Genomic DNA, 24,884 nt, shown 5'->3' on the forward strand with positions numbered 1-24,884 from the left:
GTATAGACTTACACCAAATATTCTGGACTATTTGTCATTCCTATCGACCTATTTCTTGCGAAAAAATCATATTTCTTTTCTACAAATAGGGCAACGATTTCCATTAAGCTTTGTTCTTTCCTTTATAACAGCTTCCCATTCATGCCCTTTACAACATTTCCAGAAAATACGCTTATGACTACCCCAAGTAACCATATCAGGCTTTAATTCACCATTCTTCATGGAATCCCATTCATCTAATATATATTCTTTATCATTTTGTTTACACCATGTTTCTAAGTCATTTACGCCTTTAATTGCCTTTTTGTTAGTACCAGAACAAAATGGGCAACCATGGTTATATGTTCTACTTTTTATAACAGCTTCCCACTCATGCCCTTGTGAACATTTCCACCATGCCTTTATGTGACTGCCATAAGTAACAGATTGAGGCGTTATATCCTTATTCTTTTCATAATTCCATTCATCGCAAAGACTAGAATTATTCATAGAGCACCATTCTGCTAATGACACCTTATTTCGCTTAACATGGTTTCCTGTATTACATATGGGACATCCAGTACCATTTACACGATTATATACAGTAGCATCCCAACAATGTCCCTTTTTGCATTTCCAATGCATTTTTTCTTTGTACGTTTTAGGTATATCTGACGGTTTTACATTGTTCTTCTCATAGTCCCACTCGTCTAATAGTTTTGGATTATTATTTTTACACCATGATTCAAAATCATTGTCACCGACTATTACTCTTTGTCCAGCGCAATATGGGCATCCCAGTTTATGTACGCCGCGTGTATTTATCGAAGCCAACCAAGAATGCCCCAGCTTACATCTCCACCATACTTTTTTCCTATTTCTAGCAGAAAAAGCATCTGGTGTTATACCTTCGTTTTTCTCAACATCCCATTCCTCTATTAATTCTGGGAATACACTAGCTACACTGTTTTCTTTAAGGACATTCATATAATATGCCCTAATAGACAACTCATCTGCATTCATATCAATATTCGGAATACTAGTATGTCCTGTGATTGAATTTATTAGCCTGAATAATTCTGAAATCGCCCACTCAAATTCTGTTGTGACATACTTTCCATTCATTGCAATAAATTCAATAATATATTGCCCATCTTCTTCCCGTACTAAAGTAATGTCTCGTGTTTCCCTTAGTCTAACTAGTATTACTCCTTCCGAGATAAGCACTTTTGTCTTTTCTTTGTCTTGTTTTTCTTGTCTCTTGCCAGCATGCCACAAAGAGCCATCATATTCTATCGCAATTTTATACTGAGGAATAAAAACATCAACTTCTTTTCCCTTTATGCGATATCGCTGCAAAATTTCATACTCTTGCCTTAAATAGAATGCTACCGCTTGCTCTGGAAATGAAGTCTGAGTTCTCGCACAAATTGGGCAATTAGTTTTTGAGCCTTCTGATCTATTATGAATTTGTGTTTTCCATTCATGATTCTTGCTACATTTCCACCATACATATTTTCCACTTCCAAAAGTGACCTCAGAGGGTAAAAAATCATTTCTTTCATAATTCCATTCCGTCAAAAGATTCTCTCGTTCATTTCTTTTACACCATGATTCAAAATCATTAAAACCTATAAGAATTCTTTTTGGTGGGTTGCTACAGTATGGGCATCCAGCGCTTATATCCATACTATTTCTTCCTTGCCTCACTGTTATTCTACTTGAAATAGCCGAATCCCACTCATGCCCACATTTACCTCTCCACCAATATTTCTTACCAGCTCCACCTTGAAGTATATCTCTTGGCTTTAATCCATTATTCTTTTCATAGTTCCATTCATCTAGCAAATCCTTTCTACCATTTGTTTTGCACCATGTTTCAAAATCGTTATATCCAACCAATAATTTCCTTCCGGAACAAAATGGACAGCCTCTGCTATTAACTGTTCTATTGCCTACAGTTGCCTCATACTTGTGTCCTTTCTCGCAAATCCATCCAAATTTGATGTTTGAAGTAGGCATAACTTTATTAGGAGTAGAAATGTCTTCACCAAATTTGTTTTTCTTATCACTATTGGCTACATAATCCCACTCTTTTAGCAAGTCTTCTCTATCATTGTTTTTGCACCATGTTTCTAGATCATTTTCTCCGACAATTATTTTTGCCATAACTCAAACGCCTTCTCCAAATTGATGTGAAATAGTCTTCTAATTAATTATATAAAAAATGATCCATAAAGCCACTAATAGCTATCAACCATAACAATAACAAATAAACACAAATGGATTTGATCAGAAACGTAAGAACCAATAAAAGAATAGTTTAATTGAAAATGGAAGTACATGTAACTTGTAATAATACTAGTATTCCCTGTCCTCCATCTACATTTTATCACGATTCACCAAAATTACACGTCTTGAAGTAAAAGTAAAAAAAGAACAAATATAAGCTTGATAGATAATTTAGATATTCAAAGCAGAACTGGCAGAGGTGCAATATATAATGCAGGATGAATGAGATGATATAAGTTCTGACGTGTTGAATAGGAATCATAGGGAGTGATTATTCATGAGTCATTCATGGGAAGAAAACTATGCCGCTTTAAATGAATATTTCGATTTTTATGGCAATACACGCATTGAGCAAGGAAAAAAATACAAAGGGTACGCATTAGGCGCATTTGTAGGAAGCTGCCGTATGGATTACAAAAAAGATATGCTTTTGAAAATAGGATTTGCTTTTGATCTTTATGGTGATGACTGGGATAAAGCATATTCAATTGCAGAAGAATACTATGCAGAATATGGAGATTTACTAATAAAACAACGTGATGTATATAAGGAATTTAGATTGGGGCAGTGGATTAGTAATCAGAGGTCGGCATATAGTAGAAATACTAGAAAGATTACCCAAGACACATAAATATATTTTTTTGAAATGAAGTTATAGGAGGTTTTGTTATAGCTAAAAGACCAAATGCAGCAAATATAACCAGAAGGCCTTGCTCAGCTAGGCGGAGGATCAAAAAGAGAAGGTGGCGGTGGAATGATGAGCGGACTACAAAATGTATTCACAAAAGGCGTTTTATACGGCAATAAACTTGGCCTTGAAGGTACCGACGTGACTGAGGCATTAGATGAATTTACTAAACACTATATAGAAAAAAAATAACCATTCTAAAATGTGCGTATATCCATAGATATACGCACTCTCAGTTTTGTTTATATTTTTTTGATATCCTTGTCAATAAAGTGTTGTTTCATTTGTAATTGAGGAAACATAACCATCTTCAAAATAGATATATCTGTTTTTAGGATAAATCCATTGTTCAAATGTCCCCCATGTATATTCATGCGTTACTATTTTTTTTGGTTCTCCCCAAGATGATGCAAGGATTTGTTCGTGTGTCATTCCTAAACGAGGTTCTTCTTTTCGTTCTGCTAATTCTTTTTCTTTTGCTGAGCGTTCTGCTGCTTCACGATACCATTCGTGGTACTGATTCTTTATTTGGCCATACTCTTTACTATTATTTAATTCATGATCGCCATGAAAAAATGGTTCTGCCCCACTCGAAATATAGAATTTATTTCCGTCTTTCGTAGAAATATTTGCGATAACAGAATTCTCGCTATTCTTCAATTTATAAATAACCGTCGGATAATACCATTCTTTGGACGCATATTCATCTATTTCTACCGAGTAGTCTATTTCATATTTATATTGTCCTTCCACAATTCCTTTTTCTGTATTATAATCATCACTTAAATAAACATATTCATCATCAACAAAAATCTCAAGAGGATCATCTACCCTCGACAGTTCTTCATTAGATGATGGTGTGATTCCAAAGTAATACCAAGTATAATTCCTTAATTGATTGATATAATCACATACTTTTTTATCTGATTCGTATGTATTTTCACTGCTTACTGCTGAAACGTCAAAATACTCTTTGGCTACATCGTACTTTTTTTCTTCAAAAAACTTGTGTCCTTCTTCAGCGCAAATATTTTTACAATCATTAATATAGCCCCATATTTCCTCCTTTCTATCTACTAGAAAGGCGTTTTTTTGAAGCCAATATAAGTTCCAATATGCGTCTATGTATTCTTCATTATTATAAAGATTTATAGCATTATTGACCTCTGCATTAAGTCTCTCTATTTCATCTTCTTTGGCTTGGGCAGATTCCTCCTCACTTATTTCGACATTATCCACCATTTCAGAACTATCAGATGAATCGACTGGGGGGGCTTCCAATTCTTCACTTTCTGGTTTTTCCTCACTTATATCAGTTTGACTATTAACTTCACTACTATCTAATGAACTGTAAGAATTAGAACTATTATCATGACATCCTATTATAGTGATACTAATGAATAAAAAGACCAGACTAGAAATTAGTGGTTTCATTTAACCCACCCCTTTCACATTATTTGCACTGAATTAGTTGTATTCTCAAATTTTAGATAACAAATATTTTTGATGTATCAATAATTATACCATTCATAGTTTATGCGAAATGTTAAATTACGATAAATACATTGATTGCATAATAATATAGGTTTTTTCATGGGTACCTTATTTTTGAAACCTTATTTTATTTTAAAAGTGAAAAAGCGAGTTTAGTTATAAAAATCCCAACAATGGGAAATGGTGTCAAAAAGAAGTCGCTACTAATCTTGAAGAAAAAGGCAATAAACGTAAAGCTGAAGCTATGATAGATGAGGCTATACAAAAATACTCTTACTTAAAGTTACGTTCACCATTAGTAGCACCTGAAGTAAAAGATGATGTTCTTATAACTGATTACTTATCTTATTGGCTAGAAATAAAGAAATCCGAATTACGCACTACTGCTTTTGAGGCTTATTCCTACAAAATCAAAACCATAAACCGCTATTTTATGCAATCTAATTATAGGGTTATAGATATTACCCCACAAGTGATTGATTGTTTTGTAAGATATATGCTTAAATACGGCAAGGTTGACAAAAGAACTGGAAAGAAAAGCGGATTAGCAGTTCGTACTGTTAGAGATTTCAGAAACATCCTCTCCGCAGCTATGACACAGGCATGTATAGATGGTCTAATTACACGTAATCCAGTTACTGGAATTCATGTCCATGGTAAGAAGAATAAAGACTATGAAGAAGAGATGCTCTTTCTTACTGAAGAAGAGATTAATGACCTTTTGCAGTTTATATCAGAGAACGAGCGCTGGCTGCTGCCTATAGCATTCTTTGGAGTCTATTATGGATTAAGGCGTTCCGAAATCTTGGGACTCAAATGGAGTGCTATAGACTTCGAGAAAAAGACGGTCAGAATTGTTCACACAGTTGTTGAAGGAAAATCCCTTTCTAAGTCTGATACCACAAAAACCATTTCAGGAATGCGAACATTAAATCTATTTCCCACAGCAGAAAAATGCCTTTCTGAAATGCGTGATAAACAAGCAAAGGACAAGGAATTCTTTGGGAACTGTTATAAAAACAAAGAGAATTACATCTTTGTCAATGATGAAGGAATGCTCTATCGTCCAGATTATGTGACCAAACAGTTTAGCAAGATTACAAAAGAGTTTGGTCGTCCTGAAATCACATTACACAAATTAAGGCATTCCTGTGCTTCTTTGCTTATCAACAAAGGATGGGATGTAAAGAAATTACAGTATTGGTTAGGTCATTCCGATACACAGACTACGCTTAATGTTTATAGCCACTTCAATAAGAAAAGGCTTAATGAAAGTATCAATGATCTGACGGAGATTTCAAAGAATGCGGATAAACTTTTTGGGAACGTTTTTGGGAACGAAGATGTTTGCTAAAATCCTAGAAATAAAAAGAAACTCAAAACCCGCATAAAATAAGGAGTTCTGAGTTTCAAACCTAGTCGAAGTGACAGGATTTGAACCTGCGGTCTCCGCTCCGCTCCGGTCGTTGCTAAACGCTCGTCCCCCGGACGAGCAGCAACTCTGCGTCCCTCACGGGCGTACAGGACGCTACAAGTAGCAGGTTCAAGTTCAGTGATTTCAAAGAAAAATAGCTTGGTACAAACTGTACCAAGCTATTTTTAGTCGAAGTGACAGGATTTGAACCTGCGACCTCTGCGTCCCGAACGCAGCGCTCTACCAAACTGAGCCACACTTCGCTATATGTAAAGCGGAAGTCATAAGACTTTCGCAGCACACATGATAATACAATAAAATGATGTGAGATGTCAATAGGGACGGAGGATTTTTGGGAGATAATGGGTGTAAGAAACGGCGGCTGTATGCTATATTAATTTTGTATGCAGTTAATTTTTGAGAAGGTGGCAGTGTGGAAACTGTGAGTAAATCTGTGGATGTAACGGTAATTGGTGCAGCGGTGATGGACGTTCTGGCAGGGGCAGTAGGGCCGGAGGTTTTCGAGATTGGTTCTGTACCGATGGATTATATACAGACGACCTTTGGGGGCGATGCGCTTAATGAAGCGGTGGTTTTGGCAAGGCTTGGGAAGAAGTCGGAGCTTATAACCAGGCTTGGATGTGATGATGCAGGGAAGCGAACGGCTCAGTTTTTAGCTGAAAACGGAGTAGTCACAGAGCATATTAAGATTTCGGATGAATATCCCTCATCTGTAAACATTGTCCTTGTGGATAAGGCAGGAGAGAGGTATTTTCTGACTGATCCAAAGAGCTGTCTAAGGAAGCTTTCCGAGGAGGATATTACACCGTGCATTGATCAGATGGCAGATATTGTCAGCTTTGCCAGCATTTTCGTATCGCCTCTTCTTGGGATAAATGAGCTTAATAGAGTTTTTTGTCGGATAAAAGAGCAGACTTCAAGTAAAAAGCGAGTACTGTTAACGGATGTCACAAAGCCCAAAAAAGGCGAGACATTAAAAGATATAGCCTGTCTGCTTCCGCATATAGATTACTTCCTTGCAAACGAGGATGAGATTTCTATGCTTACGGGGGATAAGGACGCAGCAGAGAATGCCCGAAGATTTATAGATGAAGGTGCAAGCTGCGTGGTAATAAAGCGCGGAAAAAGAGGTTGCCTTATAAGGACAGCCAATGATATGCTTGAAATTCCTGTTTTTCCCGGATGTAAAGTGGTTGATTCAACGGGAGCGGGAGACAGCTTTGCGGCTGGATTTTTATATGGTCTCTCAGAAGGCTTTTCTCTGGAGCACTGCGGGAAATTTGCCTGTGCCACAGCGTCATGCATAGTTGAGAAGGTAGGCGGATCTGCAGGAATTGAATCGGCAGATGAGCCGATACGCAGATATAGAAGCATGTAACGACATTAGATTAGGCGCAGCTGTCACAAGCTGAAGAAATAGAGTAAATGTTAGTTTCAAAGAAAGAGTAGTAATTATGAGTTCAATAAAGATTTCAGATGCATCAGTAATTCTTAGAAAAGGCGAGGGCCGCACTATTAAGGCAGGCGGCGCCTGGGTTTTTGATAATGAGATAAACAGGGTTGAAGGGACCTTTGAAAACGGAGATATCGTCGAAGTCCATGACCATGACGGATATTTCATGGGATATGGTTTTATAAATACCAATTCCAAGATAAGAGTTCGAATGATGTCCAGAAGAAAAGAGAATCCTGTGACTGAGGATCTGATTGAGACTAGGATCCGCAATGCATGGGAGTACCGCAAGGCTGTTATGAATCCTGAGCTGTACGGATATAAAGATGTGGCAGCAGATAGCGCTTCAGATGCTGAGAAATTGCAGAAGCTTTCATGCCGTCTTGTTTTTGGAGAGGCTGATTTTTTGCCCGGAGTTACCATCGATAAGTTTTCAGACGTGCTTGTAATCGAGTCTCTGGCTCTTGGAACAGATAAAATGAAGGATATTATCCTTGATAAATGCAGGAAGGTTCTGTCAGAGGATGGAGTAAATATCCGCGGAATCTATGAGAGAAGTGATGCGAAGGTTCGCGAGCAGGAAGGCCTTGAGAGAACAAAGGGCTTTATTGGTGAACCTTTTGATACCAAGGTTCTTATCGAGGAGAACGGCGTTAAGTATTATGTAGATGTGGAAAATGGCCAGAAGACAGGATTTTTCCTGGATCAGAAAAACAACAGAAGAGCCATTGCGTCTCTTTGCAAAGGTAAAAAGGTTCTGGACTGCTTTACTCATACAGGTTCCTTTGGCCTTAACTGTGCGGCAGCAGGTGCAAGCTCTGTTCTTGCGGTTGATGCATCAGATGTGGGATGTGCGCAGGCTGAGGAGAATGCCAGATTAAACGGTCTTGAGGATATCATCAGATTTCAGTGTGCCGACGTATTTGATCTTTTGCCTGAGCTTGAAGGAAAGGGCGAGAAGTATGATGTTGTCATTCTTGATCCGCCCGCATTTACCAAGTCCAGAGCTTCAATAAAGAAGGCAGTTACAGGCTATCGCGAGATAAATATCCGTGGTATGAAGCTTGTGAAAAACGGAGGCTTCCTTGCAACCTGCTCATGCTCTCACTTCATGGACGAAGAGCTATTTGCAAAGACCATCAGAGAAGCTGCAAGAAGTGCCCACAAGCTGCTCAGGCAGGTGGAATTCAGGCAGCAGGCTGCAGATCACCCAATCCTTTGGTCAAACGATGCTTCCTACTATTTGAAGTTTTATGTTTTCCAGGTTTCAGACGAGATGTGATGCATTGTATAATAAAATAAAAAAGCGAGATACATTATGATACAGGATATTGCACCGAGAGTTTTTCATAATGAATATAAAAAAGAGCTTCCTGGCCCTAACGATATAATTTTTTCGTTTAGGGACAGGAAGCTCTTATGCGTTCTTTTTGAGAGCGGGGAAGTAAGATGCCCCAAATACAGTGAGATCAGCGTGAATGCGGGGAAACTGATTTATCTTTTTGCCATAGATGATACGAGGTTTTTCCTATATCCGGAGGAATGCGAAGAGAGTCCTGAGGATGGCACAGAAAAAATAAAATTCAAATACGAAACTATCAGAGTTTTACGTGGCGCGGATCCCGGGTACCTGTGCTTTGCAGGAATGACAGCGTATCACCTTTATGTCTGGTACAGGGATAACAGGTTTTGCGGCAGATGCGGCCATGAGACTGAGATTTTCGATAAGGAGAGGGCTGTAAAATGTCCTTCCTGCGGGAATGTGATCTATCCCAAGATCTGTCCTGCGGTTATTGTGGGTCTTACAAATGGAGATAAGATCATGATGACCAGATATGCGGGAAGGGAATATAAAGGGAATGCGCTGATTGCAGGCTTTTGTGAGATTGGTGAGACTGCAGAGGATACAGTAAGGCGTGAGGTCATGGAGGAAGTTGGCCTTAAGGTAAATAATATCAGATACTTTGCAAGCCAGCCCTGGGGATTTGATTCAAATCTTTTGCTTGGATTTTTCTGCGAACTTGACGGAGATGAGGATGTTCGCATGGATGAGGATGAACTGGCGAGAGCCGAGTGGGTGCCGAGAGAAGAGATTGGTCAGGAGGCCAGCGATCTGAGTCTCACAGCAACCATGATGATGCATTATAAAAATCATCCTGAGGAATTCTGATACTGTAACTACATACATTGACACTTAGAAAAATACAGGAGGTTAGCATGGAAGAGCAGATGAAAAAAATCGGACGACAGATGGGAATTATTATGGGAATCCTTATGAGTTTTAGCTTGTCATTGGTAGAGACACTGGCATCAGGCAAATTTACGATACCGTCCTTCCTGATAGCCTTTGTACTTAGTGCGGTCATCAGTGTGATTATTGGTTTTGTAGTACCGGTTGGAAAAATAACTGCGGATGTGTGCAGGAAATTCAGACTTGAAAGAGGGAAAATCGGAACACGCGTAGTCGAGAGCCTTATATCTGACCTTATCTATACTCCTATAATCACTCTTGTCATGACAGCATTTTTCTATAAGATGGTCATGATCCAGAGTGGCGGAATGGCGCAGCTTTCCTTTATCCCAATGTTTATTAAGGGAGTCATTATAGGCGTAGTTGTCGCTTTTTTCCTTATCTTCATTTTCCAGCCCATGATACTTGGATATTTAATGAAAAAGAACGCCAAGGAAATTTAAGGAAACTACGCCCGCAGGTTCAATGATTAGAATCCAAGATTGTCATCCACAAGGATTACATGGATTCTTCCTTCGTGTCTTGAATATCTGGTCATAAGGAACTGACAGCAGATGGTGTCGGGAGATTTGCAGTCCATGCACTTTCCTGTTTTAGCGCAGGGAGTAGCAAGGCCGAATCTCTGAGCGTTTATGGGAGCAGCTACATTTCGTGCTCTTTTCATGGCGCTGTCAACATCGGGGCAAACCTTGTTCATGCCTACGATGAAAATGACCTTTTTAGGACCCTGAGCGATGGCTGATACTCTGTTGGCGTTGCCGTCAATGTTGATAAGAATGCCGTCATCGGTCATGGCGTTGGCACTTGATAAAAATACATCTGCGTCGTATGCCGCAAGCATGGCAGCACGCTTATCTTCAGCCTTATCTCTGTCGATGAAGTTATAATCAGGAGTCTGAAGGGCATCAACGAGACCGATCTCGTGAGCACTCATGGCGCCGCCCATGGTTATACTGCTTCCCTTGGGGATGAGCTTAAGAGCCAGCTCCAGCGCTTCTTCTTTTGTTTTGGCATAGTAGCCTGACATGTTTCTTGATTTAAGACCCTCGATAATTTTTGTGGACAGAAGGTCATTTCTCTTTACGATGTTTTCATTCATAGCCATATTCCTCCTACTGTTTACGTGATGCAATAAAATTAGTTTCCGTTATCTATAAATATATCATCACAGCTGTAGTGATTACCATAAGAAAATACGGTGCGTGTAAAGAAGGTCTCTAGTGGCCTTCTTTTTTATTGCAAAGTTTATTTTACATTTTTTGCAAAGTATGCTTGACACATTTTGCAAAGTTTACTATACTGAATTTGCAAAGTTAACTTAGCAAAAACAAAGCGAAAAAATAGAAAGACATCAGAGGGGATCAATGAAAAACAATATTAAGGAACTGCGAAAGGCCAACAAGCTCTCGCAATCAGAGCTGGCTGACATCGTCGGAACCACCAGACAGACCATCACTTCCATAGAGGTTGGGAAGTACACAGCGTCACTGGTTCTGGCCTACAAGATTGCACATCATTTTAACCTGACAATTGAAGAAGTATTCGATTTTGAGAATTTGGAGGATGAGGATTGATTATGGATAAGCGTGTAGAGAAAATGAGAGAGACAATAACAAATAGAAATAAGGCACTTTTAGGAATGATCTGCCTTACAAATGCATTTGGTTTAATTATGAGAAGAGACTCCGTTGTTGCACTGGCTAAAACTCAGGCACAGGGAGATTTCGTACAGGGATTTGTTACAGGAGTTGTGATCGCTATGGATCTTCTTCTTGTGGCACTTCTTGTTAAGAACTATGCAGCACTTAAGGATGAGAAGAAGCTTGCGCGTCTTTACAATGAGATGAATGATGAGCGCGAGATTAAGATAGAAGCTCTTGCAGGCAAGGCTGCTCTTAAATTTGGTACTGTTTTAGCTGCTTTATTATCTATAGTAGTCGCTGTTTTTGTCAGCACAGAAGCAGCACTTTCAATAATTGGCGCTCTGTCAATAATGGCAGTTATTAAGGTTATCAGCAGAGTTTACTACACAAGAACATACACAGGCGAATAATCAGGGAGCATAAGGGCGTTTTATGAAAGAGACCATGACAACCGGGGAAATGGCCAGGATAGCGGGAGTTTCACAAAAGGCACTTCGAATTTATGATGAAAAAGGCCTGCTACGACCAGTTGGATATTCTGAGGGGAATTACAAACTCTATGACAAGAACTCGCTTATGGTGCTGGAAAAGATCATTGCGCTTAAGCATGTGGGCTTTAGTCTTGATGAGATAAAGAGCAATCTTGAAAATGATGGACAGGAATCTATTGAAGAGACTTTAAAAAATCAGCTTCAGCTCATGGAAAAAAGAATATATGAGATGCAAAAAGCCGCTGACTGTATAAAAATAGCATTGGCAAGGCTGGACGAGGATCCTGATTGGGATAATGTTGCAGATACTATCAGGAAGATGGAGATGGCACAGGGACAGGATGAGCGAAGGTGGTATGCATCAAGTCATGCCGCTGACGGCATAGAGTGGTATGTCAAAATATTTGACTCCCTTAAGTTTAGTGAGGGCGATAAGGTTCTGGATCTTGGCTGCAGTTACGGTCTTTTGTGGCGGGAGAACTGGGACAGAATTCCAGAGAACTTCCTTGTGGATGGCGTGGATATTCACGAGAGCTGGGCTGATGACTTTGCTGAGTTTTTGACAGAGCAGAAGGGGACGCTTCCTGCAGGAACTGTGATAAACATGATATTTAGTGATCTTGAGCGAGGGGATACCTGGGATGAGATCGGGAAAAATAGCTACAACAGAATCGTAGTTCATTACCTTCTTACCTATTTTGAGCATCCTGAGGTCATTATTAAGAAGGCGTCAGAAGTTCTGGCACCGGGGGGACTACTTTCATTTACTTATTTCGGTACAGGCATAGAACACGATAATTGGGAAAGATTTTTTGATGAAAACGGTTTTGATAAGACCTGTGTTACCAAAAGAAAAAAGGATCTTATCGGCAGAGAAGAGGATTTTTTGAAGCTGATATCAGACGACTTTTCAAAGGTAGAACGGGTACATCTTCCCTGTCCTCTTTCCTATGATGACTCTGAGCTTTTGTTTGAAAGAATCCTGAAAAAATATCAGGAGGGCAATAAATATCTTCTTTCTGTTAAGGATAAATTGATGGAATGCTTCGACAGAATGATCGAAAAAGACGGCAACATAGTTGTCGATATTGATTCTACTTTTGTTCACTGTTATAAATAAATCCTTTGACAAGGAAATACTCTCACGTTATCATTACTACAATAAATTTTTAAGGAGCACTTATGAAACAGCGTTACATGGTTAACTACATGGAGATGATGTACAGACATATTTGCTTATAGCACAGGTCACTTACACAGCTATAAGCCGATAGGTCTTATCTGTCTGTGTAGGTTTATCATAAGGACGACTATTATGAAAGCACACCGGACGGATACTATTCCAACTGATGTGCTTTTTTATTTCGTATGAAAAGAGGAGGTTTTTGAAAATGTGTATCAATGGAAAAGAACTGGACGAAATCTATCAGAGGCAGTATGCAGGTGGTTTTGAGGAGGGACGCCTTACTTATAGCAAGGCAAATGAAACTGAGTTCATATTAACGATGCATTACATTCATAAATTCATCAAGGAAGGCGCAAGGGTCATTGATATCGGTGCTGGCTGCGGTGCATACACTAAAGATATTTCTGAGGAAGGCTATTTTGTGGATACCATAGACCTTCACGAGGATAATGTTTCGAGAATGAGAGAGCTTTTTAAAGACTCTGAAAATGTAAATGTCTATCAGGGAAATGCCCTTGATCTGCATGAGTTTACGGATGATAGCTATGACCTTGTGCTGCTCATGGGCCCGGTTTATCACCTCCATAAATTTGAGGACAGAGTTGCAGCAATAAAGGAAGCTGCCAGAGTTGCCAAGAAAGGCGCTCCGATTTTTGTTGCCTTTGTACTTCAGGATGCTCCGCTTATTGAGTATATTTTCCAGAGTGAAAATCCTGCGGAGGAGATAAATGAAATCGGTTATATAAGGGAAACTGCTCAGGTTACGGAGAACACCGGATCATCAATTTTTCTTCACACCATAGCTACGATAGATGATTTAACAGACAAGGTATGCGCGAGTCTGTCTGTTACAAAAGGACCACGCTTTGCCCAGGACGGCTTATCTCAGGTTATTCGCGAGGCAGTCAACAATATGTCTGAAGCCTCATATAATGAGTGGATTCAGTATCTTATTGCAACTGCAGAGAGACCTGATCTTATGGGTTATTCCAACCATGTTGTTCAGACCTTTATTAATAACTGATAACTTAATGCCTGTCTAATAAAAAACTAAGCGTGCAATAAAAGATATATTGACTTTGCCCTTGGGGCAGGCTTTATCCTTTCACTAAGGTATAGAAAATAAATGTGAAAGGATACGCTGGTATGAATATTGGGGAATACGTTGAGAGTTACAAAAACGAAGGTGGATACATTAAGACTCTTCGTAAGCATGTAGGACATGCGCCGCTTATCACAATTGGCGTAGGCACCATTATCGAAAATGATAAGGGCGAGATCCTGCTTCAGAAGCGAAAGGACAATGGTATGTGGGGAATTGTCGGCGGCGGAATGGAGCTTGGTGAGAACTTTGAGGAAGTAGCAAGACGGGAAGCCAGAGAAGAAGCCGGGATTGAGCTTGGGGAGCTTAGGCTGCGGGCTATCTGCAATGGACCCGACAGATTTATCACCTATCCAAATGGGGATATCTGCTATACTTCCGCCGTTGTCTTTTGGACAAATGAGTTTTTTGGCGAAATCAAAAATGATCCCGAAGAAGTCTTTGAGCACAGATTTTTCGGAAAAGATGAATTACCTGAAGAAATAAATGGTTTTGATAGGATTTTCATCGATATATGGCAGGAGCCTTCAGATGGCATTGCGATATATGATGGTAAAAAGCTTTCATGGCAGACGGGAGGAAGTATTGCACAGCTGAGCAGATGCTTGAGTTTATAGATATTTGCACAGACAGAATAGTCGATAGAATTAATACTTATAAAGGACTGGAATTGCAGGATATAGCTTAAAGTTTTTCTAGACCTTTTAGCCTGATTTCATCAAGCTCCTCAGCTGTTAAGCAACCCGATTGATACAGCCTGAGATATTCTTTTGAAACGTCTGAATCAAAAATGAGTACATCATCAGAGTTAATGGTAACATCAACTCCGCTGCGATAGAGCTTTGCTATCGGCAAGTACAAAATGATTATGCAGATCTGCCTTGGGAAAGCTTCGAATCTGATCTATGTTTTCGCTTTTTAGCGCTTCTATAAATGTCATAAGTGCGGAAATCTCCTTGATTTTCGTAATTTCTCTTGATGAATAGCATGTACCCTCGAAAAGGTTGACAGATATAAATACAGGTAATATATTCAAGTTAGAGCATAAAATGTGCTTATCCATAATATTACAAAAAGAGGAGCTTTATGTTAAGCGTGGTGAATTAATTTCATTGCAATACGGCTACATGATATTGCAATGGGCACAGGATTCAATGAATCAATATTTGTGGGTTAGTGGTTTGTATCACTGGCTTATTAGATTACGCTTAATAATATTATGGTAAAGAAGCCGCATTTTATGAGGTTGTTTTTTGATATGTGTAAATTTAGGACCATGATATCTTTGCGTAAGATATCATGGTTTTTCTTTTGTCAAAAACAATACTAGTGCAGAATTTTGAGGATGAAATCCTTTTATGACGAAAGGGAGAATAAGAATGTTAGAAAACTTAATTATAAGAGCAGAAGAACCTGCTGATTACAAAAATACAGAACTGATGACCATGCGCAGCTTTTTCAATAAATACAGGCCGGCAGCAGACGAGCATTTTCTTATAAGGATAATAAGAGAATCGGAAGATTACATTCCGGAAATAAGCAGGATTGCTGAATGGAACGGACGCATTGTAGGAGCTGTGTATTACACAAAGGCATGGATAGTGGATGGGGATGTGACTCATGACATAGTCACCTTCGGACCGCTGGCGGTTGAGCCCACCCTGGAGGGAAACGACATAGGCGGAGCACTTATGCGTGAAACCATAAAGCTTGCTAAAGAAGCAGGTTATGCGGGAATCGCTTTAATGGGAGAGCCCAATTACTATCCACGGTTTGGATTTGAACGGGGCTCAAAGTATGGAATCACTGATGAGCAGGGTAACAGTTTTGATGAATTAATGGTTCTTCCGCTGAATGCTGATTTTTCACAGATCAAGGGAAAGCTCATTGAGAGCAGGGACTTTGAAAAGCTTGAGGACAAGGAAAGACTTGCAAAGATCAATGAAGAGTTTCCCAAATATCGCGTAGTTAAAGTACAGGAAGATTTTATGCAGATATTTGAGCAGCATCTTGGAGTGGTTGAGAAGATAGAGGATGACACATATATGGTTCGCTACTGGGAGCTTGTAATCCCCACAAAGCTTGCAGATGGCCTGGATAAAAAGCCGGAAGTAGGAAGCGATGTGCAGTTTAGCTGGAATCATAAGGGCGAATCCAAGATCACAAAGGTGTTCAAAAATCTTCTTGAAGATTGAGAGGGAAAAATGAACACAGAAAAACAAATTGAATTCGATAAAATAAAAAAGATATGGTCAGAGCTTGCATGCACTGATTATGCAAAGGAACAGATAAATGAGGCAGAGATTATTCTAAATGAACGTGAGCTTAGAAAAGCTATTAAGGATACCACAGAAAGCCGTGAGATGATTGAAAAGCTGGGTAATCCGCCCCTTCAGAATGTCACAGAGATAAGAGATATTTTGACGATAGCTGATAAAGGAAAATGCCTTACACCCTATCAGCTTGAGAGAGTTGAAACGGCGCTGGTGGCTGTAGAGAGAATGATGGACTATCTTAGCCGCGGAAGGCAGTATGACAATTCACTTGCCTTCTATGATGAAAACTTAAATCCGCTTTCTGAGCTTAAGGAAGAAATAGTAACGCAGATTAGAAATGAAGAGGTGGATGACAGAGCATCAAAGGAGCTTTACGAACTCAGAAACCGCATTGTTTCTATGGAAGAATCAATGAAGCAAAAGGCTGATCAGATAATCAGGAAAAACGCAGCCTACATGGCAGATTCATTCCATACCGTTAGGAATGGAAGAGTATGCGTTCCGGTAAAGAAGGAATATAAAGCCAAGATCCCGGGTAGCGTTATAGGAAAATCTTCAACGGGAAGTACGCTTTTTGTTGAACCCGAGGGCCTTTCAAAGTGCTACGAAGAGCTGGAGCTTATTCGCATCGATGAAGAAAATGAGGTATACAGAATCCTCTATACTCTCACAGCCATGGTGTCAGATTATGCGGCCATCATGGAAGAAAATGTTCAGATGATTGAAAAGCTGGATTATGTTTTTTCAAAGGGAAAGCTCAGTATTGATCTTGATTGCATAGAACCGGAAATTAATCTGGACAGGCGAATTAATCTTGTAAAAGCAAGACACCCTCTGATGGATAAGGAAGTAAACGTGCCTCTTGATTTTACACTTGGAGAAGGCGACATAAGAGGAATAGTAATCACGGGCCCTAACACCGGCGGAAAAACAGTATCCATCAAAACGGTCATGCTAAGCTGCTACATGGCTCAGTGCGGATTACACGTAGCTTGCAGGGAAGCTGATATCTGCATGAACAGTAATTACCTCTCAGATATCGGAGATGGACAGAACCTGTCTGAGAACCTGTCGACCTTTTCAGCCCATATAAAGAATGTCCTTGATATCCTTGGAAAAGTGAACCATGAAAGTCTTGTTATCATGGACGAGCTGGGATCAGGCACTGACCCTGCAGAGGGCATGGGAATTGCAGTAGCCATTCTTGAAGAACTTAGAAAAAGTAATGCGAATTTCCTTGTAACAACCCACTATCCTGAGATCAAGGATTATGCTGCCAAAACAGATCATATCGTAAATGCAAGGATGGCTTTTGATAAGGAAACTCTGCGTCCCACCTATGAGATGGTAATTGGAGAAGCCGGAGACAGCTGTGCATTTTATATCGCTGAAAGACTTGGAATGCCAGCGGAAATGCTTTCTGTTGCAGCAAAGGCAGCCTACGGTGACGCTGCAGTTAACGATTATGTTTTCTCAGATAAAAAGGAAACCAGAAAGAAAAGCACCGGAAGCAAAATCGTCAAGGCAAAGCAGATACATTCAACAGCAGAGCTTGAGCAGAAATTCAGCATCGGTGACAGCGTAATGGTCTATCCCGATAAAAAGATAGGAATTGTATGTGAACCCATAGATAAAAAAGGAATCCTCAGAGTACAGCTGCCAAACAAGAAAATCTACATAAACCACAAGAGAGTAAAGCTCCATGTAAAAGCAGACAAGCTATACCCCGAGAACTACGACTTCTCAATCGTCTTTGACACAGTGCAAAACCGAAAGGCAAGACACGAAATGAGCCGTAAGTTCACGGATAAAGTCATAGTATATGACCCAAACGACTAATAGTAATGGAGGGGGTAGATCCGCTTCGCTTAAATAAAAAGAACCGGTTTAAGTTAACCGGTTTCTTTTATATTTAAGCGTTAGACAGGGCTCGAAACTATAACTTCCTTTTTACAAAAGTGTTCCTAATATATGTATTACGCTCCTTTTTACACAACATATATAAGAAAAACTCTTAAGCCAAATTTATATACCTATTTCTCATGTAACTTCTCCGCAAGGTATATAAATTGAATATAATAATTTAATTTATATACTTTTTTATATTTATTTCCTGTAGCATTCACTCACATGTACTTATTAAGCACAGAAAAAGTATATAATAGACCATAATATTTCTATCTTATATACCTGTCTCACTTAGTGGTTTAAAAAAAGGTATATAAATTCTATGTATTTTTACATCTTATATACCTGTCTCACAAAGCACGTATAAAAACATGAATCATACGTGTCCTTTGTATAGGTAGTAGTTCAAAGTTCGAGATTTATTTTTACAACAACACAAATGTAAAATGGGAAAGAAATGAAGGTAAATAAAACCATTCGCTATGCAAGCGATAGACGGATCGGTGCACATCCGGGGACCTCGGCTTTGCGACGATCGGAGCGAAGCGGAGATGCGAACACGCGGAGCGGGTTCGAGTTATATGCGCGAAAAAAGGAAGATCTTTCGATCTTCCTTCTTAGAGCGATAGACGGGTTGCTGCTCGTCCGGGGGACGAGCGTTTAGCAACGACCGGAGCGAAGCGGAGACACGAACCCCTTGTCCAAAACACTGCAAACCATATAAAAGAAAGGAGTTTCGAGCATTCTCTATTTTTAATATTAACCAAATCTTAACCAACCTATCATACTTGCAGGATGTTCTATAGTATTAGGAGGTCCTGTCTCACTATCTGCTACTGGTATCGTTACATAATATAAACCGCACCACTCGAACTATGTCTATGTGTTGGGTAATCATCATACTCTAATCTTATTGAATTTCGTACTTCTGAATTAATCTGCCAATCTCTATGTGTTAGGCTTTCGCCTTGCTGTAAAGGTATATAATAAAATTTCATAGTTTCAATCTCGCTATTTCTTAAATATTACACTTTTATTATTGCTATATCTTCATTTTTCAAACTATTATTGATATTTTGGCGTGTTGTTCCTTTAATTAGATTACAAGGTTTACAACCATACAACAATTCTTCGTAACGACATCTACCGCACTTTGTATCCTTGTTATTTCTTACCTTTTAAAGGGTCAATTAACAAGGATTTCCAAGAGTACTACAGACGCACTTGCTACGCTGACGTTTACCCCATAGTCTCTCGTTAGGGCTAATAATCCTAGATATACTCAGATTACTGTTCAAAGATAGCCCGGTAGACAGCTATTTATTGTGTTTATCTACTCACACAAAACTAATACTTAATCTTTTTATATATTAACTCTTCGGATTTATGGTGCCAACATAAAAAGAGAACACCCATCTCTGAGTGTCCTCTTGGTTAAATTATTCGCCTGTGATGCCACCACCATCAATGCCACCCCAATCTATTGAGCCTAAATCACCCAAATCTTGTGCGCCACCCCAAGCACCGCCCCAATCACCTGAGCCTTGACTTCCTGTATTGTCAGAATTGCTAGGGTTACTTCCTGAACCGTCACCCTTATTTGCATTTCCGTTGTCTGAGTTCTTCTTTGCCTCTTCCTGTTTCTTCTTCTGTTCCTCGGCCTTCTTCTTTGCCTCTTCGTCTTTCTTCTTCTCTTCAGACAACTCTCCGCATCGTTCACAGATACCATCGACGTAAGAGTGCCCTAATGGTTCTATGGGTTCAGTGTATGTATCATCACAGTTATTGCAAGTAAATGTATCAATGCCTTCTTCGGTACATGTAGGTTCCTTTGTTACCTCTTCCTTGTAATCATGACCTTTGGCTTTTATAACTTCCTCGTAAGTATCACCGCAATTTGCACAAGTAAATATTGTTTTACCATCATCGATGCAAGTAGCATCTATGGTTTCTGTTTGATAATCATGTCCGATCGCATCAAACATTTCCGTTTTTTCGGAACCACACCAACATTTGTATTTTTCAATACCTTGCTCTGTGCATGTGGGTTCTTGAAATTCTATCTGCTTGAAGATATGTGGATGAAACTTGTAATAACCAACACCGCATATAACTATCGCTATTGTAATTCCAAGTAATATCTTAACAGCTTTATTCTTCATGAATCCCTCCTGTTCCTCATCCACAATTATACGTTCCTTCGCCAGAGGTGCCAAGCGAACTTTTTCTAGTATCTAGGGCGGAAGGCTAAAAATGTTAAATGATTTTGCATATTCTGCCTGAAAACACCCTCTACTACACTACAATTTTTACCTTGCTCTAAATAATCTAATCGGCAACCGCCATCTCCACCGCATATAGGCATATACTTACATTTCATACACTTATCATCTAAGACACTACACCTAAATGCTTTGTCTATATCAGAGTTTTCATCTATACCTTCTTGTATAGTGCCTATTTCTTTACCTTTTTCACCAGATTGTCTATCACATCGGTATAAGTTACCATCTACGCCTATTACTACGTTATGTTTTCTTAGCATAGTACACCCAAAAGGTGCAGCACTTGGTAGCTTAAATAAGGTACTAGCGTCTGCAACATCAAGAAAATCTGTAAAACCCTCTCTAAACTGTAACCACTCTTTATCAGTAAAGTTACAATCAGATTCACCACCATACACACTTACCCTCATTATACTTACTTTATCTTTGCCCTCTTTTACAGAGTCTAAACTATATAAGTATCTTATAAGTTCTTTTGCTTCATCTTGGTTCTTCTTTGTGACGTTTACCCTTATGATTATTGGTATCTCGCTATCTTCTATGTTCTTTAACACTCTTTTATAAGCGTCTTTGGGTGCTTTTCTCGTAGCGTTATAAAAATCCTCGAAACCATCAAAAGCTATCTGTGCCTTTACTACACCAAACTCTTTAAGTTCTTTGCTTATATCTGCTGTTAAAAAGAAACCATTGGTATCTATGGCAGCTCTATAAGTTAAGCCCTTTTCTTTGGTGTATTCTAAGAGAAAACGACTTAGTTTTCTGATAGCATTCATACCCATTAATGGCTCTCCACCAAAGAATGTTACGCCTAGCGACTTTAACTTATCATTGGAATCTATTTCTCTCTTTATATAAGAGATAGTATCAGCTACCGTTTCTTCGGCCATATTTATACCGTGAGCATGATTTCCTTGAAAACAATACTCACAATGATAATTACACTTGCTTGATACCGTAATGAGCAAACTCATATGAGTAGCTTGTTCTTCAAATGCGTTAATCTGTTGACCTTTTATTATTTCTGCTTGATTTATTTCTGCTGGTATCAAAAATCCCTTTAATTCTTCAGGGGGACTATCTAAATCTACATCTTTCGGTATAACCGCAAATTTTCCCATGAGTACGTTGTAATACTCATTCTCTTTAGCTTTTTTGTAGCCCTCTGCATTTAAGTCTATATTATAAAAACTGTGCTTCCACTTTGACATATCATAATACTCCTTGAGATCACTATCCTTAGTCTAACTCTTCGATTTTGTGGTGCCAATATAAAAAGAGAACACCCATCTCTGAGTGTTCTCTTGATTAAATTATTCGCCACCAATACCGCATGTTACAGGAGTGGAAGCGTCATAGCCACCGCCACCACTTCCGAATCCCCAAGCAGCTTGTCCTTGAGAAACGTCATTTGAAGGTGTACCTTGATTACCTGAGTTATCAGAATTGCTAGGGTTACTTCCTGAACCGCCACCCTTATTTGCATTTCCGTTGTCTGAGTTCTTCTTTGCCTCTTCCTGTTTCTTCTTTTGTTCCTCGGCCTTCTTCTTTGCCTCTTCGTCTTTCTTCTTCTCTTCAGACAACTCTCCGCATCGTTCACAGATACCATCGACGTAAGAGTGCCCTAATGGTTCTATGGGTTCAGTGTATGTATCATCACAGTTATTGCAAGTAAATGTATCAATGCCTTCTTCGGTACATGTAGGTTCCTTTGTTACCTCTTCCTTGTAATCATGACCTTTGGCATTTATAACTTCCTCGTAAGTATCACCGCAATTTGCACAAGTATATATTGTTTTCCCATCATCGATGCAAGTAGCATCTATGGTTTCTGTTTGATAATCATGTCCGATCGCATCAAACATTTCCGTTTTTTCGGAACCACACCAACATTTGTATTTTTCAATACCTTGCTCTGTGCATGTATGTTCTTTGGTTTCTAATAACTTGTAATTATGTGGGTGGAATTTATAAATGCCAACTCCACATAAAACTACCGCTATTGCAATTCCTAGCAGTATCTTAACTATTCTGTTCTTCATGAAATCCTCCTGATTTTCCTCTTCAATTATACTTTTCACCGTAAGAGGTGCCAAGTGAATTTTTTCTAGTATCTAGGGCGGAAGGCTAAAAAGAAGGTACTTCAGATTTGTAAAAATAATTTTAGTTAAAAAAGAGAATTATTAGATAGAAATTAATTCATTTTAGATTTTTCTATCTATATATAGAAGCATTTTAATTAATCGCCTACCTGCATTGGTAGAGAGAAGAAACGTATTTTTATGAAGATATTGATTAACGAAAATAAGGTCAAGGTAGCTGACCTTAATGTCAATCCCGTTGGGTTGATACCACTGAAGGTGTTACTAAGAGGTGTTCGTCTTAATTATAAGACAGATGAAGAGGGTAAACGTGTATCTAATGAGGTTGTATCTGTTAGATACGATGTTATTGACCCATCAACGCTAGGTGCGTTTGCAGTTCGCGTTGACACACCTCAAATCATTGACTACTTGCATGATTACCAAGCCAAGAAACCATGGTATATCCCAGCTTATGCCTTAGAACTTCAAATCTATATGGGATGCAGAAGAGGTGAATTACCGCCTATTAAATGGACTTCTGTTAATGAAGATGGTATTAACATTGAAGCAGAGCAACTAACTGTCAAAAAACGGAGACAGAAAAAGAGCATTTTGTAATCGTCCCCCACACCAAAAACTACAAGGATAGAGTATTTCCGCGTACTAAGGCTATAGATGATTTATTGAACAGACTAAAAAAGGTACATGATGTTTATTATTCTAATAGCGAGAATGGTGTGATTACTAATAATACTGTCTATGATTTTTACAGACGAATGTTTAAAAAATTAGGCATAAAGCAAGAAAAAGGTATTATTAAGGGAACACATTCATTCAGAAGAAATGCTATTACAGACGTAGTTAACTCAACCAATGGTAATCTCATTTTAGCTGCTGAGTTATTCGGGAATAGTCCGGAAGTAATAAGAAAAAATTACTTCACTGGAATCGATACAAAACAAGCAATTGATGCACTAGAACAGAGGAAATGGTTTTAACCACTTAACCAAATCTCTTAACCAGAAAAATGATACTTTTTCTGGAAATAAAAAAACAGAAATCCTTGATTTTCAAGGGTTTCTGTATCTTTAAAAGAAGAGCGATAGACGGGGCTCGAACCCGCGGTCTCCACCTTGGCAAGGTGGCGCTTTACCAACTAAGCTACTATCGCATATATGTAAAGTCGCTTTCGCGACAGCAAAATAAATAATACAGTATGAACTTTTATCTGTCAATACTTTTTTTCAATTTTTTCTCAAAACGAAAAAACAATAAAAAATACTCAATAACTCAATCTTTTTGGTTGTAATTCTTTCGTTCTATACTATAGTATTCCTAAGAATAAATCTGCATTTATCACTCACAAGGAGACCAAACACAATGAGCAGAGAAAATAATCTTAATTATCCAATCATGCACTTCGCACCGACCTACGGATGGTTAAATGACCCCAACGGCCTGGTTTACCATGACGGAATTTATGAGCTTTTTTATCAGACTAATCCTAATGGAGTTGAATGGGACGATATGACCTGGGGACATGCCAGAAGTACAGACCTGGTCCGGAGATCCGAAAAACAGAGTTATACAGATTCCATGGATTAGGACAAAATGCGTTGCAAATCAGACAACAGGAGCAATGGGTGTTCCAAGAGAACTGACACTTAAGGAAGTTGATGGTTCTTTTATCTTAAAGCATTCTGTTCCTGAGTAAATCAGCTCTGCTATTAGGTCGGTAAACTGAGCTTTGACAAAGGTGCCGGGATACTTAAACTTGGAATAATTATGTAATTGTTACTCATAAATGCTCTAAAACTCAAAAACATTACTGACAGTAGGAGGTAACCATGACACATTTCAAGAATTTCAAATTGACGGTTTATTGTGTAGCTCAGGTACTGGAGAGGATGGATTTAGACACCCTTAAGAAGCAGTATGATTTCATTGAAAAATATGTAGGAATTGACAAGGTTTATCTTGAGCCATTCCGTGAGGGACACTGGGTGGAGAAAGATAAAATGCGCGAATTTATCGATTTCTTTAAGGGGAAAAACGTGGAAGTAGCAGGAGGTTTCACTGCGGTCGTGCCGGATCTTGATGAAGAGGATGCCAAGAGACAGCGTCTTTTTGGAACCTTTTGTTATACGAATCCCAAGATGCGAGATCATATCAGAAAGGTATCAGAATACTGCGCCGAGCAATTTGATGAAGTAATTCTTGATGATTTTTATGATGTATCAGCGAGAAAACTCCTTCCGACATAGTCGGTGGGGGATGAATCGCTGACCCTCAGCGCTTTGCTTTGCTGTATCGCCCTGTT

General features: G+C 39.0%; 24 protein-coding genes and 2 tRNA genes. 17 read left to right on the forward strand and 9 right to left on the reverse strand.

Going from position 1 to position 24,884, the window contains the following annotated elements; genetic code table 11:
• Positions 1 to 66 precede the first annotated feature (66 nt).
• Complete coding sequence (locus G603_RS21555) at positions 67 to 2,148, reverse strand: zinc-ribbon domain-containing protein (RefSeq protein ID WP_051207767.1); 2,082 nt, start codon at positions 2,146 to 2,148, stop codon at positions 67 to 69.
• Between the two features lie 400 nt (positions 2,149 to 2,548).
• On the opposite strand from G603_RS21555, the gene G603_RS0111285 reads away from it, so the two are divergent.
• Positions 2,549 to 2,902, forward strand: a complete 354-nt coding sequence (locus G603_RS0111285; RefSeq protein ID WP_026670291.1) for a helicase associated domain-containing protein — start codon at positions 2,549 to 2,551, stop codon at positions 2,900 to 2,902.
• A 321-nt stretch (positions 2,903 to 3,223) separates the two neighbouring features.
• Here the strand turns inward: G603_RS0111285 and G603_RS21560 are convergent, their stop codons facing one another.
• Positions 3,224 to 4,393, reverse strand: a complete 1,170-nt coding sequence (locus tag G603_RS21560; protein ID WP_051207780.1) for a hypothetical protein — start codon at positions 4,391 to 4,393, stop codon at positions 3,224 to 3,226.
• 304 nt (positions 4,394 to 4,697) lie between these two features.
• On the opposite strand from G603_RS21560, the gene G603_RS0111300 reads away from it, so the two are divergent.
• A complete protein-coding gene (locus tag G603_RS0111300; protein ID WP_026670292.1) occupies positions 4,698 to 5,807 on the forward strand; it encodes a tyrosine-type recombinase/integrase in 1,110 nt (369 codons plus the stop codon).
• Between the two features lie 249 nt (positions 5,808 to 6,056).
• Here G603_RS0111300 and G603_RS0111305 read toward each other — a convergent pair.
• Positions 6,057 to 6,130: transfer RNA gene (locus G603_RS0111305), tRNA-Pro, on the reverse strand.
• 170 nt (positions 6,131 to 6,300) lie between these two features.
• Here G603_RS0111305 and G603_RS0111310 point away from each other — a divergent pair.
• From G603_RS0111310 to G603_RS0111325, 4 genes are all read left to right on the forward strand, one after another.
• Positions 6,301 to 7,266 carry a carbohydrate kinase family protein gene (locus G603_RS0111310; RefSeq protein ID WP_026670293.1) on the forward strand — a complete coding sequence of 322 codons (966 nt, stop codon included), beginning with the start codon at positions 6,301 to 6,303 and terminating at the stop codon, positions 7,264 to 7,266.
• Positions 7,267 to 7,342: 76 nt separating this feature from the next.
• Positions 7,343 to 8,623 (forward strand): class I SAM-dependent rRNA methyltransferase, encoded by a 1,281-nt coding sequence (locus G603_RS0111315; RefSeq protein ID WP_035792913.1) that lies wholly within the window; start codon positions 7,343 to 7,345, stop codon positions 8,621 to 8,623.
• A gap of 36 nt (positions 8,624 to 8,659) precedes the next feature.
• A complete protein-coding gene (nudC, locus tag G603_RS0111320) occupies positions 8,660 to 9,511 on the forward strand; it encodes an NAD(+) diphosphatase (RefSeq protein WP_026670295.1) in 852 nt (283 codons plus the stop codon).
• 47 nt (positions 9,512 to 9,558) lie between these two features.
• A complete protein-coding gene (locus G603_RS0111325) occupies positions 9,559 to 10,035 on the forward strand; it encodes a hypothetical protein (RefSeq protein WP_035792916.1) in 477 nt (158 codons plus the stop codon).
• 26 nt (positions 10,036 to 10,061) lie between these two features.
• On the opposite strand, the gene G603_RS0111330 is transcribed toward G603_RS0111325, so the two are convergent.
• A complete protein-coding gene (locus tag G603_RS0111330; RefSeq protein ID WP_026670297.1) occupies positions 10,062 to 10,691 on the reverse strand; it encodes a lactate utilization protein in 630 nt (209 codons plus the stop codon).
• Positions 10,692 to 10,956: 265 nt separating this feature from the next.
• Between G603_RS0111330 and G603_RS0111335 the strand changes: the two genes are divergently transcribed.
• The 5 genes from G603_RS0111335 to G603_RS20155 all read left to right on the forward strand — a co-directional run bounded on the left by G603_RS0111335 (position 10,957) and on the right by G603_RS20155 (position 14,631).
• The gene (locus tag G603_RS0111335) at positions 10,957 to 11,166 is read left to right on the forward strand and encodes a helix-turn-helix transcriptional regulator (RefSeq protein ID WP_026497007.1); all 210 of its coding nucleotides are present in this window, start codon (positions 10,957 to 10,959) and stop codon (positions 11,164 to 11,166) included.
• 2 nt (positions 11,167 to 11,168) lie between these two features.
• The gene (locus G603_RS0111340) at positions 11,169 to 11,645 is read left to right on the forward strand and encodes a hypothetical protein (RefSeq protein ID WP_035792919.1); all 477 of its coding nucleotides are present in this window, start codon (positions 11,169 to 11,171) and stop codon (positions 11,643 to 11,645) included.
• Between the two features lie 22 nt (positions 11,646 to 11,667).
• Positions 11,668 to 12,846 carry a MerR family transcriptional regulator gene (locus G603_RS0111345; protein ID WP_026670299.1) on the forward strand — a complete coding sequence of 393 codons (1,179 nt, stop codon included), beginning with the start codon at positions 11,668 to 11,670 and terminating at the stop codon, positions 12,844 to 12,846.
• Between the two features lie 271 nt (positions 12,847 to 13,117).
• On the forward strand, positions 13,118 to 13,936 hold the full coding sequence (locus tag G603_RS0111350) for a class I SAM-dependent methyltransferase (RefSeq protein WP_026670300.1): 819 nt from the start codon (positions 13,118 to 13,120) through the stop codon (positions 13,934 to 13,936).
• 122 nt (positions 13,937 to 14,058) lie between these two features.
• Positions 14,059 to 14,631, forward strand: coding sequence for an NUDIX hydrolase (locus G603_RS20155; RefSeq protein WP_081669908.1), 573 nt, complete (start codon positions 14,059 to 14,061; stop codon positions 14,629 to 14,631).
• A gap of 67 nt (positions 14,632 to 14,698) precedes the next feature.
• On the opposite strand, the gene G603_RS22385 is transcribed toward G603_RS20155, so the two are convergent.
• Positions 14,699 to 14,875 (reverse strand): hypothetical protein, encoded by a 177-nt coding sequence (locus G603_RS22385; RefSeq protein ID WP_330367642.1) that lies wholly within the window; start codon positions 14,873 to 14,875, stop codon positions 14,699 to 14,701.
• 518 nt (positions 14,876 to 15,393) lie between these two features.
• Between G603_RS22385 and G603_RS20160 the strand changes: the two genes are divergently transcribed.
• Together G603_RS20160 and G603_RS0111370 are read left to right on the forward strand one after the other, a co-directional pair.
• Positions 15,394 to 16,209 carry a GNAT family N-acetyltransferase gene (locus tag G603_RS20160; protein WP_051207782.1) on the forward strand — a complete coding sequence of 272 codons (816 nt, stop codon included), beginning with the start codon at positions 15,394 to 15,396 and terminating at the stop codon, positions 16,207 to 16,209.
• Positions 16,210 to 16,218: 9 nt separating this feature from the next.
• A complete protein-coding gene (locus tag G603_RS0111370; RefSeq protein ID WP_026670301.1) occupies positions 16,219 to 18,129 on the forward strand; it encodes an endonuclease MutS2 in 1,911 nt (636 codons plus the stop codon).
• A gap of 1,508 nt (positions 18,130 to 19,637) precedes the next feature.
• Here G603_RS0111370 and G603_RS0111375 read toward each other — a convergent pair.
• The 3 genes from G603_RS0111375 to G603_RS0111385 form a co-directional block, all read right to left on the reverse strand.
• Complete coding sequence (locus G603_RS0111375; RefSeq protein WP_026670302.1) at positions 19,638 to 20,360, reverse strand: hypothetical protein; 723 nt, start codon at positions 20,358 to 20,360, stop codon at positions 19,638 to 19,640.
• Between the two features lie 65 nt (positions 20,361 to 20,425).
• Complete coding sequence (locus G603_RS0111380; RefSeq protein ID WP_026670303.1) at positions 20,426 to 21,691, reverse strand: radical SAM/SPASM domain-containing protein; 1,266 nt, start codon at positions 21,689 to 21,691, stop codon at positions 20,426 to 20,428.
• A 102-nt stretch (positions 21,692 to 21,793) separates the two neighbouring features.
• A complete protein-coding gene (locus G603_RS0111385; protein ID WP_026670304.1) occupies positions 21,794 to 22,522 on the reverse strand; it encodes a hypothetical protein in 729 nt (242 codons plus the stop codon).
• A gap of 240 nt (positions 22,523 to 22,762) precedes the next feature.
• Between G603_RS0111385 and G603_RS0111390 the strand changes: the two genes are divergently transcribed.
• Together G603_RS0111390 and G603_RS20165 are read left to right on the forward strand one after the other, a co-directional pair.
• On the forward strand, positions 22,763 to 23,182 hold the full coding sequence (locus G603_RS0111390; protein ID WP_026670305.1) for a hypothetical protein: 420 nt from the start codon (positions 22,763 to 22,765) through the stop codon (positions 23,180 to 23,182).
• 119 nt (positions 23,183 to 23,301) lie between these two features.
• Positions 23,302 to 23,562: a hypothetical protein gene (locus G603_RS20165; protein ID WP_155832666.1), complete on the forward strand. Its 261-nt coding sequence runs from the start codon at positions 23,302 to 23,304 to the stop codon at positions 23,560 to 23,562.
• Positions 23,563 to 23,662: 100 nt separating this feature from the next.
• Here G603_RS20165 and G603_RS0111400 read toward each other — a convergent pair.
• A tRNA-Gly gene (locus tag G603_RS0111400) sits at positions 23,663 to 23,735 on the reverse strand.
• 209 nt (positions 23,736 to 23,944) lie between these two features.
• On the opposite strand from G603_RS0111400, the gene G603_RS22855 reads away from it, so the two are divergent.
• Together G603_RS22855 and G603_RS0111410 are read left to right on the forward strand one after the other, a co-directional pair.
• Entirely contained in the window at positions 23,945 to 24,169 is a 225-nt protein-coding gene (locus G603_RS22855) for a hypothetical protein (RefSeq protein WP_026496358.1), read from the forward strand.
• A 242-nt stretch (positions 24,170 to 24,411) separates the two neighbouring features.
• Positions 24,412 to 24,828: a hypothetical protein gene (locus G603_RS0111410; protein WP_026670306.1), complete on the forward strand. Its 417-nt coding sequence runs from the start codon at positions 24,412 to 24,414 to the stop codon at positions 24,826 to 24,828.
• Positions 24,829 to 24,884: the final 56 nt, after the last annotated feature.

This window comes from Butyrivibrio sp. AE3006, assembly GCF_000424165.1.
Classification (GTDB): domain Bacteria; phylum Bacillota; class Clostridia; order Lachnospirales; family Lachnospiraceae; genus Butyrivibrio.